We start from the raw sequence: 18,246 nt of genomic DNA, 5'->3' as shown, positions 1-18,246 counted from the left end.
GTGGGACAGATCGTTCAGGGGCCTCCGCCCGGTCCACCGCCCCCGGTTCAGGGGCCGCCACCCGGCTACGGCGGCGGGCCGCCCGCATTCCCGCCAGGCCCGCCAGGGCCGCCCGGTCCGCCGGGACCTCCGGGGCCTTTCGGGCCTCCAGGACCTTTGGGGCCTCCCGGGCCTCAGGGTCCCTTCCAGCAGGGCGCGCTGGCCCAGGTGCCGGTGCCGCTGCCCGCGCAGTGCCACATCACGATCGTCGGGCCGCGCCGCAAGGCCGACCTGGCGCTGCCCGCCGACATCCCGCTGCCGAACGTGCTGCCCGGCCTGCTGCGCGCGCTGGGCGAGGTGGGCGGCGAGGCCGCGGCCGCGCCCGGCTGGACCCTGCAGCGGCTCGGCGGCCAGCCGCTCGATCTCGGGCAGAGCCTCGGCTCGCTCGGCGTGCTCGACGGCGAGATCCTCTATCTGCGGCCACGTGAGGCGATCCTGCCGCCCGCCCTGTACGACGACGTCGCCGACGTGGTCGCGAGCGGCGTGCGCGAGGGCCGCGGCGCGTGGAGCGCCAAGCACACCAGGGCCGTGGGCGCGAGCGGCGCCGCCGCCCTGCTCGCGCTGGGCTCGGCCGGCCTGACGGTGTCCGGCATGCCGGCGCTGACCGTCACGATCGTCGCGGGGCTGCTGGCGCTGCTGCTGGTCGTGACCGGCACGCTGCTGTCCCGCGCGGTCGGCGACTCGCTGGCCGGCGCGCTGGTCGGGCACGCGGCGCTGCCGTACGGGTTCGTCGCGGGCCTGTTCGCGCCCGGCACCGCCGCCGGCTTCGGCGCGCCCCACTTCCTCGCCGCGCTGGCCACCACCGCGCTGGTGGCCGGGATCGCCGGCGCGCTCATCTCCGACGGCGTGCCCGGTTTCCTGGGCGCGGCCGGCGCGGCCACCGTGGGCGGCGTCTGCGCGGCCGTGATCATGGTGTGGTCGCCGCCGCCCGCGGGCGTGGCCGCCCTGGCCACCGCCCTGCTGCTGGCGCTCAGCCCGCTGGTGCCGACGCTGTCGTTCCGGCTGGCCAAGGTGCCGCTGCCGGCGATGCCGACCACCGCCGAGGAGCTGCGCAACGACAACCAGCGCCTGGACGCCGGCGCGATCCAGGAGCGGACCAGGGTCGCGCAGGGCTACGCCACCGGCATGATCGCGATGATCGGCATCTGCGCGCTGGTGACGCTGGTGCTGCTGGTGCTGGCCGACGGCTGGGTGGCCGACGTCATGACGGTCTCGCTGTCGCTCACGCTGATCATGCGGGCCCGGGTGTTCCGTGGCCGCGGCCAGCGCCTGTGGCTGATCGGGGTCGGGCTGACGGGGTTCGCCGTGCTGGCGGTCTCGCTGTTCGGTCAGGGCGGGATCGTGGGCTCGCTGGCCGTGGCCATCGGGATCCTGTGGCTGGCGCTGATGACCGTCGGCATCGGGATGTGGCTGGCGACGGGCAAGCCGTCGCCGTTCTGGGGCCGCGCGGCCGACATCCTGGACATCGCGCTGATCGTCCAGCTCTTCCCGCTCGCGCTGGGCGTCCTTGAGGTCTACACGTGGGTACGCGGGCTGTCCGGCTGAGGAGGCAGGTATGCAGGAGTTCGGGGACTTCGCCAAGATCGACGTCGACAAGCTGATGAAGGGCATCGACGACCAGCTCGGCCGCCTGGAGAAGTTCCAGGAGAGCGTGGGCGAGTGCGTGGGCCGCGCCGAGGACGAGAACGGCTTCGTCAAGGTCGAGTACGGCCAGAACGGCGTCCAGCTGCTGGAGCTGCACCCGAAGGCCATGCGGCTGTCCTCGGGCGAGCTGGCCGAGCTGATCAAGACCACGCTGGCCGAGGCCACCGCCGACTACCAGCGCGCGTTCGCCGCCATGATGACCGACATCCTCGGCCAGGACGTCGACCTGGCGAAGAGCCCGGAGGCCATGCTGGACGACGTCAAGCAGGCGGAGGAGATCTACGACCGGGCGTTCACCGACGTGATGGGCGAGCTCGACCGCATCCGGCGGCGGCTGGAACTTTGACGCCCGTCACCGACAGAGATCTTTTCCCGGAAGTCAGGGCATATTACGGCATCTACCAGCGGATTCACCAGAAGGCCGCCTTCGTGCGATCAATCCGTTATTCGATATTTCTGGGATTTGAGGGGCGGATGGTGACTAACATGCCACTTGATGTTGTCTGCGGTGGTAGGCCGTCCTCACGGGGGAGACCGCTCGCCGCGACTGACGAAGCAGGACGACCTTTGGAGGTCCAGTGTCACTGTACGGGGCCAGCCCGACTCAGCTGACGACGGCGGCGGGCTATTGCCAGGACACCGCGCAGTACATCGAGGGCATGCGCCAGAGAGTGGTGGAGATCAAGGCCGGTCTCCAGTGGCAGGGCGGCGCCTACAAGAAGTTCAGCGAGGCCATGGACCAGTGGGACGTCGAGTTCAAGGGCGTCATCAAGATCCTTGAAGGCATCTACGACAAGCTGAACATCGGCGCCGGCGTCTACCGCAACGCCGCCGACCAGAACATGGACATCGTCGGCGGCTTCGCCTCCGCCGGTTCCGGCGGCCGCATCGACTCTCTCATCAACGCCAACAACGGGAGCTGACCCTGATGTCCGTCCAGCCTGACGACTACACCTACGTCAACTTCGGCTCCCTCGGGTCGGCCTACGAAGAGCTCAAGAAGGTCGTCACGGAGCTCGACCGGGTCACCGACGACCTCTACGCCGACATCAAGAACACCCTCGGCTCGAACTGGGAGGGCGAGGCCCAGAACTACTTCGACACGAAGCGCGCGGAGTGGAACGCGCACGAGAAGGCGATGGGCGAGCAGCTGTTCAAGGCCGCCAACGCCGTCGACGTCGCCAAGGGCAACTACCAGGCCGCTGAGCAGCGCAACATCAGCATCTGGACGGACTAGCCCGGCTCGTTCTTCTCCTCGGCCATCGCCCGGCCTGCCGTGCGGTGGCCGAGAGCTCTGTCGTTTGAGGGTGAGGCATGACGCAGAAAGACGCGATGGAGGGCGGTCCCGACCCTCTGGCCGTCGACAAGAGTCTCTTCGACGGCGATGGGGAGGCGCGGGAGAACTCCCCGCAGGCGATCCGGGCGGTCGCGCAGGAGCTGCGGACCGCTTACGAGGCCATGCTGGGCAACGGCGGGCGGCCGAACGGCAACATCAACCAGATGTCCACCGGCAACGAGCTCGGCGCGGCGCAGATCGGGCAGTGGAACGACGCCCTCGCCCTCGCGGCGACCGTCGGGTCCAACAACGCGGGCGCGAAGTTCGCCGAGGTCTACCAGAAGTTCATCGACGCCTACCAGAGCGTGGTCGAGGCCGTCGAGCTCAGCGCCGAGAACCTGGACCGCGCCCGCAGGGGGAACGAGGGTGACGCCTGATGAGTAAGCGGGAGGTCGTCGTCATCCTCTCCTTCGAGAGGATGCCGCAGGGCGAGAAGCCCAGCCAGACCGGCGACCAGATCAAACAGCTGCTCGGCAACACCGACCCGGGCACGATCACGGGCGCGGGCCAGACGTACATGAACGCCTCCACCAAGGTCGACGCGGCGGTCAGCTCCCTGGAGGAGCACGCCGCCAAGATCGCCGCGGTCTGGAAGGGGCCGGACGCCGCCAAGGCCCGCCACGCGCTGGAGATGCTGCACGCCTCGGGCCGCGAGCTGTCGACCAAGCTCAGCCTCATGGGCGGGGCCCTGCAGAACTACGCCGAACGCCTCGCGGAGACCAAGAGCAAGGTCAACGAGCCGGTGCTCACGGACCGGGTCACCAAGACCGCCCTGGAGGTGGAGCGGGCGGAGACGTTGCAGGCCCAGAAGGCGTTGCACGAGCTCAACCAGGAGATCGTCAACCTCTACAACATCCAGGTGCCGCACGACGTCTCGTACGAGCTGCCGACCGTGACGCTCCAGTCGCCGATCAATCCGCAGACCGTGAACTACCCGACCGGATCGGGGTCGAACGGCCCCACCCTCGGGTCCGGCAACGGCGGCTCCACCGGCTCGGGCTCCTTCGGCTCCGGCTCCACGAGCACCAACCCCGGAGGCACCGATCCGAACGGCTCCAACCCGAACGGCTCCAACCCGAACGGGTCCAACCCGAACGGCTCGAACCCCAACGGTTCGGACCCGAACGGCTCGAACCCCAACGGCTCGAATCCGAACGGCTCTGATCCCAACGGCTCGAACCCGAACGGCAGCGACCCCAACGGCGCCAACCCGGGCCAGACCCAGAACCCCGGCACGAACCCCGGGACCAACCCCGGCGACGGCACCGTCCCCCCGGTCATCGGCAACGAGGACCGCACGAGCACCGACGGCAGCTCGGTGACGGACCCGCGACGCACCGACATGGCCAGCTTCCAGCCGCAGGCCACCCCCACGCTGAACCCGACCACCCTCACCCCGTCGTTCACCGGCACCACGCCCGGGGCCATCACCACGATCACCCCGCCGCCGAGCATCGGCTACACGCCGGGAGGCATCACGCCGGGCGGCGTCCCCTCCGTGATCGGCTCGCCGGGCCTCATCGCCGGGCAGTCGCCCATGGCGGCGGCCGGTCTGCGCGGCGCGGGCGGGGCGGCGGGCGGGATGCCGCTCATGCCGCTCACAGGAGGCGGCGCCGGCGGAGGCGAGGGCAATGACCTGGAGCGGAGCACGTTCCTGTCCGAGGACCCGAACTGCTGGACGACGGCGCATGACACCACGGATCCCGTGATCGGATGAGCAACCCCTACATCCCGGGCATGCCGAGCCTCACCCCCGACGGCAAGCCGTCGTCGCACATCTCCTTCACGAAGGATGAGCTGGCCAGGGCCGGCGGGAAGATCACCGACCAGGCCAAGCTGATCGGCCAGGTGGACGGGCGGTCCGCCAACCTGCCCGTGCCCTGGCCCCACTTCGGGGTCCTCGGCTGGGGCGTGCAGAACGTGCACGAGAAGGCCATCCAGAGCCAGCGCGAGGCGCTGGCGAGGGCCAAGGAGGCGCTGGAGAGCTGGGATCCCGCCCTGCGCGCGGCCGACAAGAACTACACCAAGGCGGACGACGCCAGCGGCGATCCCAACAACCTGCCGAAGACGACCCTCCCGGGCGGGGGCCTGCCGAACGGCGGTCTCCCGAACACCAAGCTGCCCAGCACCAACCTGCCCAACGCGGACCTGCCGAAGACGAACCTCCCGAACACCGATCTTCCGAACACGAATCTCCCCAACACGAACCTGCCGAACACGGACCTCCCCAACACCGACGTCCCTGGCAGCAACCTCCCGAACACGAACGTCCCCGGCACGGACCTGCCGAACGCCAACCTGCCCGGCACCAACACGCCCGGCGCGAACCTCCCCGGCACGGACCTGCCGAAGACGAACCTGCCAGGCATGGACCCGGCCGACACCCGTGTCCCCGACCTCGACGCCGCGCTGAACCCGAACAAGACCGACCTGTCGTCGTTCAAGCCCACGGCCACGCCCACGCCGCAGGTGCCCGGGTTCGACCCCAGCGTCAACGGGCCCGGCACCCGGACGGGCGTCCCCAACACCCTCGGAGTGCCCGTCACCAGCACGGTTCCCGGCACCGGCGTCGGCGGGGGCCTCGGCGGCGTACCCGGCAACGCGGCCGCCGCCGGACTGCGCGGCGCCACGGCAGGCGCGTCCGGCATGCCCATGATGCCGATGATGCCGATGAGCGGCGCGGGGAACGCGAACCAGGAACGCGACCGCGACAAGACCGTCGGCCTCGGCGAGGACGAGGGTGTCTGGGGCGGTGACGAGGACATCGCGCCACCGGTGCTCGGCCAGGAGGACGATCTGTTGTGAGCATCTACAAAGAGATGTCGATGTTCGCCGCGAGCACCGCCCTGGCCTCGGCTTTCTTCATCGGCCAGCCCTGGGCCTTCTACGTCGCGAGTGCCATCGGCACCCTGGTCTCGGACCCGGAGGGCATGGAGACCGCAGCCAAGAACTGGCGCACGTCCGACCACAACGGCGAGGTCGAGGAACTGGACAAGCTGGACACCGAGCTCGCCGGCCTGAAGACCCAGCTCCAGAACGACGGCACGTGGGAGGGCGAGGCGTTCAAGTCCTTCGAGGCCGTGCACACGAGCTACAAGGACTCGCTCAAGCAGCTCAAGGAGGTCCGCAACGCCACGGGCGACGGCGTCGACTCGACGGCGGGCTTCTACAAGGTGTGCACCTACCTCTGCAACGCCATCGCGCTCTCCATGGCCGGGCTCGCCATCTACAAGGTGGCCTCGAAGGCCAGCCCGCTCACCGCCGCCTTCTCCGAGGGCGTGGCCGCCGCGTTCGGCAAGATCACGCTGACCGCGATCAAGAAGGTCCTCGGCAAGCAGATCATGGTGGCGGGCGGTCTCACCTTCGCCCTGTACTCCGCCATCCAGGCGAGCGAGATGGCCGGCAAGGTCTTCCCCAGCCTCAAGGCCATCCCGACCGAGATGTCCACCATGCAGAACGGCGGAGGGTCGCCGTTCACCCAGGACGGGCTGGAGTACAACGAGGACGCCGGCTCGCTGATGCCGAAGATGGACGAGGCCACCGCGAAGAAGTACGGCGGCCTCCAGGCATAGCGTCACCGGTCAGGAGGGCCGCACCTCCGGGCAGCGCACCCCGCCGGCCGGGACCGACCGCGCGATCAGGTAGCGGTCGATCGCGCCGGCGGTGCACGCGCTCCGGCCGTACACGGTGTGCCCCGAGCCCTCGTACGTGAGCACGCGGGCCGCGGCGCCGATCTGCCTGGCCGTGCTGAGCGTCCACTGGTAGCCGGTGGCGGGGTCGTGCAGCGAGGAGGCCAGCAGGATCGGCGCGGCGGTGTCCACGCGCAGCCGGTGCTGCGGGTTGGGCACGGGCGTGGGCTGGCCCAGGCATCCGGCGATCCGGCCCAGCGCGGGCGGGCTGTACCTCATGTCCCCGGCCTGCCCGGCCTGCCGGCGCAGGAGCGAGGCGTACTCGGCGTGGTCGGCGACCGGCAGGTGGAAGTCCTGGCAGAACACGGGCGTGCTGACCGGCACCTCCTCCTCGTCCCTCGCGGCGCTCGCCGACGGCTGCGGGCCGCCGCCGTCGATGGCCGCCAGCAGCTCGGCGAGCTCCGCCCAGTTGGGGTTGTAGAGGCCGGCGAAGGCCGTGTTCACCAGCTCGTACGCGCCCAGAGGCACGTCCGGCGCGCCCGGCTCGTGCAGCTCACCGCGGTCGGCCCGCTCCAGCAGCCCCTTCCAGAACCCCCGGACGTCCTTCCCGTTCAGCGCGCACGACGGCGTCGCCTCGCACCAGGCCACGAACTGGTCGAACGCCCCCGCCGTCTGGGCGGCCGCGGTGCTCAGGTAGGCCGCGGTGTCCACGCTGTGGTCGAAGTTCGAGTCGAGCGCGAGCGCCCTGACCCTGCCGGGGAAGCGCTCGGCGTACGCCTGGCCGATGAGCGTGCCGTGCGAGACGCCGTAGTAGGTGAGCTTGTCGTCGCCCAGGGCGGCCCGCAGCGCCTCCACGTCGCGCGCCACGTCGAGCGAGCTCACGCGGTCGTACAGCGGCCCGGTGCGGGCCCGGCAGTCCTCCCGCAGCCGCCGGTTGTACGACACCCAGGCGTCCATGTCCGCCTGGCTCCCGATGAGCGGGTGCGGACGTTCGCGCACCAGCGCCGCCGAGCACTTCACCGGGTGGCTGCGGCCCACCCCGCGTGGGTCGAACCCGACGAGGTCGAAGCGGCCGCGCAGCTCGGCGCTGAAGTAGCCGCTGCCGTGCACCACGAAGTCGACGCCGGAGGCGCCCGGCCCGCCGGGGTTGACGACCAGCGAGCCGATCCGGGAGGCCGGTCCCGTGGCCTTGCGGCGGGCCACCGCCAGGTCGATGGCGGCGCCGCCGGGGTTGTCCCAGTCGATGGGCACCTTCAGCGTGCCGCATTCGGCGGTCGTGTCCTCGGGGCACGGCGCCCAGGCGATGGTCCGTGGCGCGGCGGCAGCGGCGGCTCCTGGAGCCAGGCTGATGACCAGGGACGAGACGGCCGCGAGCACGAGATGGTTCTTCATGTGATCCTTCGGTCGGCGAAGCACGGGCGGGCAACGCCACAGGATCATGCGGCCACCCGCATAACCTCGCCATAACCACGGCTTCTGACCGTCCCGTCCGGTCAGGGACCGCCCGCCGTCACTGGGCGGGCGTCTGCGGCTGGATGCCCTGCACCTCCTGCACCGGCGTCCTGGCCGCCGCCGGGTCCAGCGCGGGCCCGTCGGGGATCAGCCGCAGCAGGTGGGCGGGCACCGGCGCGACGTCCGTGGCGTCGTAGCCCAGCTTGGTCACCAGGTCCGCCGACACCAGCGGATACCTGCGGCCCTGCTCGGTGATCAGGGAGTACTGCTGGACCGCCGCGAGCTGCCCGTCGCCCGGCAGGGTCCCGGCCAGCACCGCGCTGCCCGCCGGGAGCAGCACCTGGTCCACCTTCTCCGCGCCGGCGCTCGCGCCCGGCGTCGGGATGCGCATGGCGCCGCCCGTGGTCAGCACGGCCCGCGCCGAGCCCTTCTGGGTGTCGCGGTAGACCGCGCAGAGCGGGGCGGAGACGCCCGGCGAGCGGAAGCGCGGCATGGTGTCCGGCAGCCCGCCGTTGACCATCTGGTGCGCCGACGCCTTGGCCGCGTTGGCGCTCGCCGCGTCGATCGCCGTCTCGCGCACCGGCTGCCGGCCGTACGCGGTCTTGCTGGCCGGGTCCAGGAGCAGCATCATCGCCTGCGTGTGCTTGATCGGCGCCAGTCCGTCGGCCAGGAGCACGTACCAGCGCTCGCTCGCGCCCGCCACCGACGCCACCTTGTAGACCTGCCCGACCCTGGACGCCCTGCCGCCCGGCCCGGCCACCTTCTTGCCCCGCTGCGGGATCGCCGGGGCGGCGAAGTCGACGCCGGCCGGGATCGCGTTGATCCACGACGCCGGGACGCGGCGGGGCGTCTGGTCGGTGAGGCGGTCCACGTTCGTCACGCGCATGCGCTGGTTGGCCCAGAGCACCCAGCTCTGCTGCCCGTCGTTGACGACCATCGCCTCGCCGCCGACGGGCGTGCCGCCGACGTCCATGCCGCCCACGAGCGTCACGAACGGCTTGCGCACCCCCGAGGCGTCCGCGCCCTCGACCACGCACGCCGACCAGGGGGCCTTGACCAGCCGCTCACGCTTCGGCAGCGAGTCCGGCGCGCCCTGGATGCCCACCTTCTGCCCGCGTGCGAACCCGGCCAGCGAGTCGGTGGAGACCGTCCGCACCTTGACGTCGTCGGTGTCGAGCAGGAGCCGCGCCGAGACGTAGTTGGCGACCGGCTGGAGCTTGCCCGTCTGCTGGTTGTAGACGTAGGAGGCGCCGGTCTCCTCCTCGATCAGGAGCTGCCCCGGCTCGGTGAGCTTGGTGGCGTTGCCCGGCTTGAGCAGCCCCCAGATCCCGAACGCGGCCACGACCAGCACGGAGATCAGGATGCCCGCGAAGGTGGCGACGTTCTGCCGGCGCATGGGTGACTCGGGGACGTCCGGCTCCCCCTGCAGCAACGCGAGACCCAGGCGCTGCGTCATAAGGCGATGCGCCTGATAAAGATCTTTCTGCGTCTGCATAGCGCATCATGTTACGCATGTTGACACTGAGTCTTCTGTACGGAAAAGGAACATTCAAGTAAGGTGCTTGATCGAGTGCCGAGGGGGAGGTCTCGTGGGAGAAACACAACCGCCCAAGAACTGGCCCGGCCTGGAAGCCGAGCGTGACGGCGTCACGTACGACGCCAAGAAGATCGCCAGCATCGCCGAGGCGCTGCGCGAAGCCATGAAGCCCATCGGCGGAGGCACCTACGGCGAATACCCGGGCTCCATCCAGGATCTCAGCTTCAACGGCTCGCTCAAGGCCGAGAGCGACCATCTGCGCAGCATCGGCCGATGGCAGGCCGGCGAGTCCCTCGCCACCACGCTGGAGCAAGCCCACCGGGAGTTCCTGAACGTCTACGAGGAAGTCCTGAAGAACATGTCCGTCGCCATCTCCCTGGTGGACGCGGGCGCGGGCAACTACAAGATCACGAACGCGGCCAACGAGGGCGGGGGCTGAGCCCATGGGCGGCGAGAAGAAGAAGACCCACTGGCTGAAGTCCAGCTGCGGCGACTGGTCCGTGGAGACGGGCGGTCGCAGCGTCGAGGAGGTCGTGACCTTCATCAAGGGCTTCGACGCCAAGCACATCGCCCAGGCCGCGACCGCGTACAAGGACGCGCACAAAGCCGTCGGTGACGTCCAGAAGGCTCTGGAGGAGCAGGCCGGCCAGCTCGCGAAGGTGTGGAACGGCAAGGCCTCCGTCGAGGCGCAGAAGGCCCTCGGCGTCCTGCACGTGACGCTGGGCGAGCTGGCCGCCAAGCTCCAGAAGATGCACGAGCCCGTCGAGGCACTCTCCACCGTGGTGCGCAAGCACCAGGAGTTCATCGACGACGACGTCAAGGGCGTCCTGGGGACCTGGGTGAACCAGGGCGGGCTGCTCGGGGGCACCTGGGACGACAGCGTCGCCGGCCTCTTCAGCACCTACAGCGGCGTCTACAACGGCGACAAGGCGAACAACGACTTCGGCTCGCAGGACGAACTGGCCGGCCTCCACCTGCAGACGTTCGCCAACGACCTGGCGCACGTCCACGCGAAGATCCCGGACACCGTGGAGAAGGTCCTCAGGGACATCGACTACCCGACGGGGCCGCAGATCACCCCGCCGCCGGTCACGTACCCGAAGGGCGGCCCGTACCCGAACGGCAACCCCGACCCGTACGGACCGGGCGCCTTCCCGACCAACTACGACCCGTCGGGAACGGATCCCAGCAACCGTTTCCCGACGAACCCGAACGCCTTCGACCCGAACGCCACCAACCCGAACGGCACCAACCCGAACGGCACCTATCCGAACGGCAACCACCCGTCCGGCAACGGCGACCCCAACGGTACGAACGGCAACAACGGCACCGGAACGGGCAACCCCGGCTCGCCGACCTTCCAGAACCCGGACACCTCGTCCCTCGGCTCCACCTCGCCGAACGGCTCGAACCCGGCGTTCAACCCGGCGGCGTACCAGGACCCGTCCGCCAACCGCACCACCAGCCTCCAGGACTTCACCCCCACGAACACCAACGGCTGGACCCCGACCACCGGCACCGCCCACCCCACCACCACGGGCAACACCGCGTACAGCATGCCCTCGACGTCGTACCCGCCGGCCACCACCGCGAGCAGCCCCGGCACGGCCACGGGCGGAGGCTTCGCAGGCGCGAACCCGGCCGTGACGACCGCCGCCACCCGCGCCACCACCGCCGGCACCGGCATGCCCTTCCTCCCGATGGGCGCCGGTGGCGGGGGCGGCGGGGCGCAGAGCTCCGAGAAGCAGGAGTCGACAACCTGGCTCCACGAGGACGACGACGTCTGGGGCACCAACCCCGACTCAGTGGTAAACAGCCAAATCGGCTGACCCCCTCCCACGGCAACAACCGACCCGGCTGTCTCCTCACGGAAGCAGCCGGCTCAACTTGCCCCTCCTTCAGAAACGGCCGGCCCGGCTGCCCCTTCCTGCGGACGCAGCCGGATCGACTGCCTTCCTAGGGAAACGGCCGACTCAACTCGCCCTCCTACGGAAACGGCCAGATCGGCTGTCCCCTCCTGCGACGCAGCGGGATCAACTCACCCCTCCTACGGAAACGACCGACTCAACTCGCTCCTCCCTCGGAAACGGCCGGACCGGCTGCCCCCTCCTGTGCAAGCAGCCGGACGACTCGCCCCTTGCACAGCAACGACCTGCTCAACCCGCCCCTCCCGCGAAGATCGCCGGACCGGCCGCCGTCTCTCCTGCGGACGAGTCAGCCGACGTCGGGGAGAGCAGCCTGGATGGGCGTGATGGTGCCGGTCGTCACCAGGAAGCCACGACCGGGCGGCCCACCCACCGTCCCCCGCGGCAACCGGATGTTGAACAGATCCCCGTCCGTCTGCCCCTGCACCGCGAGCAGCACCCCCGTACGGGACTTGCGGGCCTCGGCGACGAACCCGCGATAGGCGACGGCCAGGTCCCCGGTCGTGCCCGCGACGAGCAGGCCGTGATCACCGTCCCGCCCCGACCGCAGCACCTCCTCCAGAGCCATCCCCAAGGGGGAGTCGGCGTTGACGAGCTCGGCGTCGTCCACGAGGACGACGTAGTCGTGCAGGTCGGCGACGAGCTCAGCCAGATTGCCCGCATTGCCGTCCAGCACCGCCACCAGCCCGTCCAGCCCCCGCAGCGGGCTGCGGCGCGGCGTGACGGCGATGACCGGCGTCCCCCGCTCGATCAGGGACCGGGCCGCCGTCAGCAGCGCCGACGACCGCCCCGAGCGAGCCGGCCCGGCGATCACCGCGGCCGGACCGTGGGCGAGCAGATCGAGCCCCAGCGGCGCCAGAGCATCGCCCCCGGCACCCACGAGGGCCCACAGCGGCGACGGCGGCCTGAACGACGGATCCAGGTCGAACGTCTCGGCCACGGTGATGCGCATCGGCAGCGCGTCCACCCGCAGCGGCGCCCGCCCCGGCCAACGCCACCCACCCCGCCCTCCGGACGACGAGCCCGCGTGCCCCGCCCCGCTCCCTGCACCTGTGCCGGCGGCGGCGGAGTCGTACGAAAGATGGACGGGAGCGGGGACGGCACGGGCGAGCGCCTGCAACGCCGCCACCTGCGCGGGCCCCGCCGGATCGGGGGAAAGCAGAGCGATGTGATGCTCGACGATGCCGTGATCCCCGAGGGACAGGGCCCGACCCGGCGGCACCGAAGAGGGCAGCCCCTTCAACGGGAACCCGGCGAGCCCGTAGTCGGCGGAGTCGGACAGACGGAGCAGCAGCCGGTCGTCGAACACGGTGGACACCTGACCCAGCAGCCCTGACCGATCACTGGTGATCACGGCCCGCAGCCCGACGGCCGGCCCCTCGCGCAGCAGTTGCAGCAGCGCCTCGATCAACCGCCCGTAGTCGTAGCTCTCGAAGGCGGCGACGAAGCCCTCCCACCGGTCCATCATGAACACCAGCCAGGGCAGCCGATGCCCGGCCTGCCGGTATTCGGCCAGCGAGGCATGACCCGCCTCGGCCAGGAGCTGCTGACGGCGGCCGATCTCGGCGCGAAGCCGGTTGAGCAGGCGTTCGACCCGATCGAGCTGGTCCCGCGTCACCACCGCGCCGCAATGCGGCATCGCCACCAGCGGCAGCAGTGCCCCCGACCCACAGTCGATCGCGTGCAGGTGGACATCGGCGGGAGAGACGTGGGCGGCGATGGAGCCGGCGATCGTCCGCAACGCCGTGGACCTGCCACTCCGCGCGGCACCCGCGATGAGCAGATGCCCACCGTGCGCCAGATCCAGCGTCAACGGCTTCCTGTCCTGCGCCCACGGACGGTCGGTGATCCCGAACGGCACCGGCTCCACTTCGACGAACACGTCCTCCTCCCCGCTCCGGGCACCCATGGGGGACGAGCCGCCACGGCCGGCGGCAGGCGGTATGCCGGGGCCGGTGGTTGGCGGTATGCCGGGGCCGGCGGCTGGTGGTATGCCGGGGCCGGCGGCTGGTGGTATGCCGGGGCCGGTGGTTGGCGGTATGCCGGGGCCGGTGGCTGCCAGGGCGTCGGGGCTGGTGGCCGACGGGATGGCGGGATCGTTGGTCGGCGGGGCGGCAGGTCCGGTGGTCGGGGGAGTGGCGGGGTCCGCGGCAGGCGGGCCCCCGAAACCGGACGGCGGCGTCGGAGCAGGCCGGGACACGGGCGGCGCTCCGGTCACGGACGCCGGGTGCACGTTCGCCTTCCCCGGCCGCCCGGAGCTGTCGAACGACGGCTGCCCGGAGCCTTTCACTCTGGCCCGCGCCTGAAGCGGGTCACCACGGAAGAGCACCCCCGACGCCTGCAACGGCGGCCCATCGGACGCGCCCGACGCGGATGCCCCGCCACCACCCCGCGCAGGCTCCCCAGCACCGTCACGCCCAGGCGCCCCGACACTGTCGTGTGCGGATGCTCCAGCGACGTCGCGCCCACGCGCTCCCACGGCGTTCTCCGCAGGCGACCCGGAGGCGTCGTACGAAGGCGCGCCGCCGATGGCGGAACCGGGCACGCCGGAAGCGGCGGGCAGGGGGAGGACGAACAGGGTGGGGAGGGGATCGAGCCAGGGGCTGGGCTGGGGCGGGACGCCGGTCAGCCGGGCCGCCTCGATCAGGGCGTCGGCCACCAGCGTCAGGTCCGTGACCGTCGACTCCTCCTCCGACCGCGGCGCCCGGGGAAGGGCCCGGCCCAGGGCGCGCCAGCCCACGTCGATCACCCGCACGTCGGCGGCCGGCGCCCCGTCCCCGGCGGGCAGGGGACTGCGTCCGCCGACCCGGGCCGTCTGTACGGCGACCGCCGCCCCCACCCCCGAGCGCACGTAGCACCGGCCGGGGGTGTTCTTGGAGATCTGGGCGGCGTCGGGCAGGTCGATGACGTCGGACGACTCGGCGGGCTCGGTGACCCGCAGCGCGATGCGCAGCGACGTGTTGGCCTGGATGTCGGCGGTCACCACCCCGGCGGGCCGCTGCGTGGCGAGGATCAGGTGGATGCCCAGCGAGCGGCCCCGGCGGGCGATGTCGACCAGCCCGGTGACGAAGTCGGGCAGTTCGGCCACCAGCGCGGCGAACTCGTCGATGATCAGCACCAGCCGCGGCAGGGAGACGGGCCCGGCGTAGTCGTCGAGGTCCTTCGCGCCCGCCTGGAACAGCAGGCGCTCGCGGCGGCGGATCTCCGCGGCCAGCGAGTCGAGTGCCCGCTGCGTCAGGTGGCCGTCGAGGTCGCTGACCATGCCGACCGTGTGCGGCAGGCGTACGCACTCCTTGAACGCCGCCCCGCCCTTGTAGTCGATCAGCACGAACGTGAGCTGGTCGGGCCGGTTGGCGACGGCCAGCGCGCAGATCAGCGTCTGCAGCAGCTCGGACTTGCCGGCGCCGGTGGTGCCGGCGATCAGCCCGTGGGGGCCGTCGAGCCGGAGGTCGACGGAGAACGGCCCGTCGGGGCCGACGCCGATGAGCGCCTGTGTGGAGCCGCGGGCCCGCCACCGCGCGGCCAGCTCGGGCCCGGACGGGCTCTGCAGGTTCATGAGGTCGAGCAGGCGGACCGCGTCGGGCAGGTCGCCCCCCGGGGCGTCGCGGCTGACGTCGCGGATGGGGGAGAGGGCCCGTGCCAGGCGGTCGCACCAGGCGGGCGAGACGGCGTCGCCCAGTACGGGCCCGATGACGTCGAGGCCGCCGCCGCGCAGGTGGATCAGCCCGTCGGGGCCGCACGCGGCCACCGTCTGGCACTCCTCGGGCAGCAGGCGCTGGTCGTCGTCGATGGCGAGGGTGTAGACGCCCGAGCGCGGCCCCTGGCGCAGCACCTGCGGCATGTGGGGCAGGCCGCGCAGCACCTGGGCGCCGTCGAGGATCACCAGGATGTCGTAGGGGCGTACGTCGTAGGAGGAGAAGGCCGGTTTGTCGGCGCCGGTGCCGCCGAGGTCGTCCCAGCCGGTGGGGATCTTGCCCAGCTCGGGGATCTTGGTGTTCTGGCGCTCGTCGATGAGGGCGGCCAGCTCGGCGACGCGGCGGGCGGCCGACTCGGGATCGACGCCGATCAGCGCCAGGCACTCCTCGCCGCCGCGCGGCCCGCAGTGGGGGAGCCAGCGCAGCCAGCCCCAGCGGCGCTCGGCGTCGGGGTGCGCCGAGATGAGCACGATGGCGAGGTCGCGCGGGCTGTGCAGGGTGGCGGCCTGGGCGACGAGCCAGCTCGCCAGGCCGCCGGCGAAGGCGCGCGGGCCTGTGACGCCGGCCACGCCGAGCCGCCGCATCGGCAGCGCCACCGGCACCGAGCGGCACAGCGGCGGGTCGAGCGGCCCGCCCTGCTCCTCCGTCAGCTGCAGGTCGGCGGGCAGGTCGGCGAGGCCGACCCGGAGCCGCAGCGCGTCGGAGTCGTGGATGCGGCGCTCCCACAGCCGCCTGCGCGGCCCGGTGGCCGTGAGCAGCACCTGGGCGGGGTCGGGCGCGTCGGCGCGCCGGGCGGCCTCGTCGGCCACGCGGGCGCGCTCGACGGCGGCGTCGTATTCCTGGAGCCGCTCGCGGTGCTCCTTGAGCGCCTTCTTGTGCTGCTTCTTGCCGTGGCGGCGGTCGCTCCACCACTGTCCGATCATGATGACCGGCGTCATGAGGGCGACGAGCAGGTAGTACCAGACCTGGAGCGCCAGGGCGAGGGTCACGCCCAGCACGGCCGGCAGGAACGCGGCCAGCAGCTGCAGCCGCATCCCTTCGCTCCTGGACGGCTCCTTCGGCCGGACGAACGCGCGCTGGGGCTCGGGCCTGCGCAGCCGAGGCGGCCGGTTGTAGGCCACGCCGCCCTCGCCGAGCGGCGCGAGGTGCGCGTCCTTGGGCTCGACCGCGGTCAGCACGAACACCGACGAGCCGCAGGTGAGCACCGCCTGGTCGAGCCAGGAGACGGGCTCGGTGAGCGGCCGGCCGTCGAGCTCGGGCACCTCGGTGTAACCGGCGGCGTGCTCGGCCGCCTCGCGCTCGGCGACCCGCGCCGTCAGCTCGGCCACCTCGTCGGCCCACCGCCCCTTGAGCTTGATCTTCGGCGCCTCGTCCTGGGCCCGCCAGGTGCGCTCGACGGTGATCGCGTCAGGGGTCACGCGTACGGTGACCGCCTCGGGCGCGAGCGCCGGGTCGGCGACGGCGATCGCGCACGTCGGGTCGGCGCCGATGACGTGCGCCCCGAGCCCCAGGCGGTGGACGGCCCCCGCGCCGGGACCGCCCACCACGCGCACCTCGGCCACCCCGCCGGGCTCCTCGATCACCGTGGCCCTGGCCAGGCGGGGATCGAGCGTGATCTTGTCGCCGTCGCGCAGCACGGACGCGGCACGCGCGCGCGGGTCGAGCGGCCGCCCGTCGCGCCACACGACCGGCTCGTGCCCGACGGGCGGGGCGGACAGGGCGTTGGCCCGGCGGGGCGGCGGCACGCGCACCGGATCGGCGCCGGACGCCGGCCCGTAGGGGGAGCGGGACCTGGGCAGCCGGACGACCTGCGCCAGGGGCGCGGGGTCGCCGAGCGCCGCGCCGATCGCGGCCACGGTGGCGTCGTCGTCGCCGTCGATCACGACGTCGCGCTCGCCCTGCCCGCCGAGCACGGTGAGCATGATCCGCATCGCTGGGTCCCCTCGCTCGACACCGGACGGCATGGACGCCGGACGGCATGGACGCCGGACGGCATGCACACCGGACGGCATGGCTGCCGGGCGCCAAGGTAACGCCCGCCGCGAGATTAGACCCGCCGGTTGACGTCACCGGCATGAGAACGCGGTTCTGTGGATAAACACCCGCGAGCCCAGTGACTTATGTGACGGAAGTGACTGACATAACGGGGAAAATACCCTTCCGTCAACTAGATAGAAACAACAGGCATCGATTACCGCCTCTTGACATCTCGCCACCTGCGAAACGAGCATTGGTCCTCGCATTCCGGCCACGCCGCACCGACATGCCCCACATAATGGCGGGGATTCCTTAATTCACTTTGGGAGCCCCCCACCCATGAGGACCAGTGAAAAGCCTGCCGTCAACGCGGCGGCGGGGTTGTCCGGCCCGGCCTCGCGCAAGCTCCCCGTGCCCCCCAGAGAACGCAAGCCGGCCCTGGCCGCGCTCGCCGTCCTGCTCATACTCGGCGGCGCGCTCGCCACGACCCTGCTCGTGCTGAACAGCGGCGGCCGCGTCTCGGCCATCCGCGTCGTCCAGCAGGTCGGCGCCGGTCAGAAGTTCCCGCCCGAGGCGCTCGAAGAGGTCAAGGTCGCCGGCGAGGGCGTCGACTACGTGAGCTGGTCGCAGCGCGAGCTGGTCACGCGCAGCTTCGCGACGGTCACGATCCTCCCGGGCACCCTGCTGACCAACCGCATGGGCGTCCGCGCCAGCACCGAGCTCGGCGAGGGAAAGGCCACCGTCGGATTGGCGCTTAAACCCGGCCAAATGCCGGCGGGCATTCAGCAGGGAGACCGCGTTCAGGTCATTTACGTGCCTAGCCGCACCAGCCAGGGGCAAACCCGCGTGCTCGCCCCCAATGCGCTCGTCTTCTCCGCAGGCGGCGACAAGTCCAGGTCCGGAAATTCCGGCCAGATCACGGTGGTGGTGGATTCAACGGCCGCACCGGAAATAGTGGGTTTCGCCTCCAGCGGCGAGATCGCCGTCGCCGAGCTACCGGGGGCACGCTGAC

The 18,246-nt window shown here is 71.6% G+C and carries 14 protein-coding genes; 11 read left to right on the top strand and 3 right to left on the bottom strand.

What is annotated here, in order from left to right; translation table 11 throughout:
- Window positions 1–156 precede the first annotated feature (156 nt).
- The 8 genes from eccD to ABD292_RS22895 all read left to right on the top strand — a co-directional run bounded on the left by eccD (window position 157) and on the right by ABD292_RS22895 (window position 6,591).
- Complete coding sequence (gene eccD / locus ABD292_RS22930) at window positions 157–1,584, top strand: type VII secretion integral membrane protein EccD (RefSeq protein ID WP_344210430.1); 1,428 nt, start codon at window positions 157–159, stop codon at window positions 1,582–1,584.
- A 10-nt stretch (window positions 1,585–1,594) separates the two neighbouring features.
- Entirely contained in the window at window positions 1,595–2,029 is a 435-nt protein-coding gene (locus ABD292_RS22925; protein ID WP_344210428.1) for a YbaB/EbfC family DNA-binding protein, read from the top strand.
- Between the two features lie 232 nt (window positions 2,030–2,261).
- Complete coding sequence (locus ABD292_RS22920) at window positions 2,262–2,606, top strand: WXG100 family type VII secretion target (RefSeq protein ID WP_344210426.1); 345 nt, start codon at window positions 2,262–2,264, stop codon at window positions 2,604–2,606.
- A 5-nt stretch (window positions 2,607–2,611) separates the two neighbouring features.
- Window positions 2,612–2,920, top strand: a complete 309-nt coding sequence (locus ABD292_RS22915) for a WXG100 family type VII secretion target (protein ID WP_344210424.1) — start codon at window positions 2,612–2,614, stop codon at window positions 2,918–2,920.
- A 77-nt stretch (window positions 2,921–2,997) separates the two neighbouring features.
- Window positions 2,998–3,396, top strand: a complete 399-nt coding sequence (locus ABD292_RS22910) for a hypothetical protein (protein WP_344210422.1) — start codon at window positions 2,998–3,000, stop codon at window positions 3,394–3,396.
- Complete coding sequence (locus tag ABD292_RS22905; RefSeq protein WP_344210420.1) at window positions 3,396–4,736, top strand: WXG100 family type VII secretion target; 1,341 nt, start codon at window positions 3,396–3,398, stop codon at window positions 4,734–4,736. Before ABD292_RS22910 ends, ABD292_RS22905 begins: the two co-directional genes overlap by 1 nt.
- Window positions 4,733–5,824 carry a pentapeptide repeat-containing protein gene (locus tag ABD292_RS22900; RefSeq protein ID WP_344210417.1) on the top strand — a complete coding sequence of 364 codons (1,092 nt, stop codon included), beginning with the start codon at window positions 4,733–4,735 and terminating at the stop codon, window positions 5,822–5,824. The genes ABD292_RS22905 and ABD292_RS22900 overlap by 4 nt, the downstream gene beginning before the upstream one ends.
- Window positions 5,821–6,591, top strand: a complete 771-nt coding sequence (locus ABD292_RS22895) for a WXG100 family type VII secretion target (RefSeq protein ID WP_344210414.1) — start codon at window positions 5,821–5,823, stop codon at window positions 6,589–6,591. Before ABD292_RS22900 ends, ABD292_RS22895 begins: the two co-directional genes overlap by 4 nt.
- 9 nt (window positions 6,592–6,600) lie before the next feature.
- On the opposite strand, the gene ABD292_RS22890 is transcribed toward ABD292_RS22895, so the two are convergent.
- A complete protein-coding gene (locus ABD292_RS22890; protein ID WP_344210412.1) occupies window positions 6,601–8,040 on the bottom strand; it encodes an alpha/beta hydrolase in 1,440 nt (479 codons plus the stop codon).
- A 118-nt stretch (window positions 8,041–8,158) separates the two neighbouring features.
- A complete protein-coding gene (gene eccB, locus ABD292_RS22885; RefSeq protein WP_344210410.1) occupies window positions 8,159–9,595 on the bottom strand; it encodes a type VII secretion protein EccB in 1,437 nt (478 codons plus the stop codon).
- 94 nt (window positions 9,596–9,689) lie between these two features.
- Here eccB and ABD292_RS22880 point away from each other — a divergent pair, with 94 nt between their 5' ends.
- Together ABD292_RS22880 and ABD292_RS22875 are read left to right on the top strand one after the other, a co-directional pair.
- Complete coding sequence (locus ABD292_RS22880) at window positions 9,690–10,076, top strand: hypothetical protein (protein WP_344210408.1); 387 nt, start codon at window positions 9,690–9,692, stop codon at window positions 10,074–10,076.
- A 4-nt stretch (window positions 10,077–10,080) separates the two neighbouring features.
- Window positions 10,081–11,466, top strand: a complete 1,386-nt coding sequence (locus tag ABD292_RS22875) for a WXG100 family type VII secretion target (protein ID WP_344210406.1) — start codon at window positions 10,081–10,083, stop codon at window positions 11,464–11,466.
- A 385-nt stretch (window positions 11,467–11,851) separates the two neighbouring features.
- Here the strand turns inward: ABD292_RS22875 and ABD292_RS22870 are convergent, their stop codons facing one another.
- The gene (locus ABD292_RS22870) at window positions 11,852–17,188 is read right to left on the bottom strand and encodes an FtsK/SpoIIIE domain-containing protein (RefSeq protein WP_344210404.1); all 5,337 of its coding nucleotides are present in this window, start codon (window positions 17,186–17,188) and stop codon (window positions 11,852–11,854) included.
- A gap of 385 nt (window positions 17,189–17,573) precedes the next feature.
- Here ABD292_RS22870 and ABD292_RS22865 point away from each other — a divergent pair, with 385 nt between their 5' ends.
- Window positions 17,574–18,245 (top strand): hypothetical protein, encoded by a 672-nt coding sequence (locus ABD292_RS22865; protein WP_344210402.1) that lies wholly within the window; start codon window positions 17,574–17,576, stop codon window positions 18,243–18,245.
- The last annotated feature ends 1 nt before the right edge of the window (window position 18,246 follow it).

It is taken from the genome of Nonomuraea bangladeshensis, assembly GCF_039529455.1.
GTDB classification, from domain to species: domain Bacteria; phylum Actinomycetota; class Actinomycetes; order Streptosporangiales; family Streptosporangiaceae; genus Nonomuraea; species Nonomuraea bangladeshensis.
The sequence above is the reverse complement of the archived record's forward strand: the minus strand, read 5'-3'. Positions and strand labels throughout refer to the sequence as shown.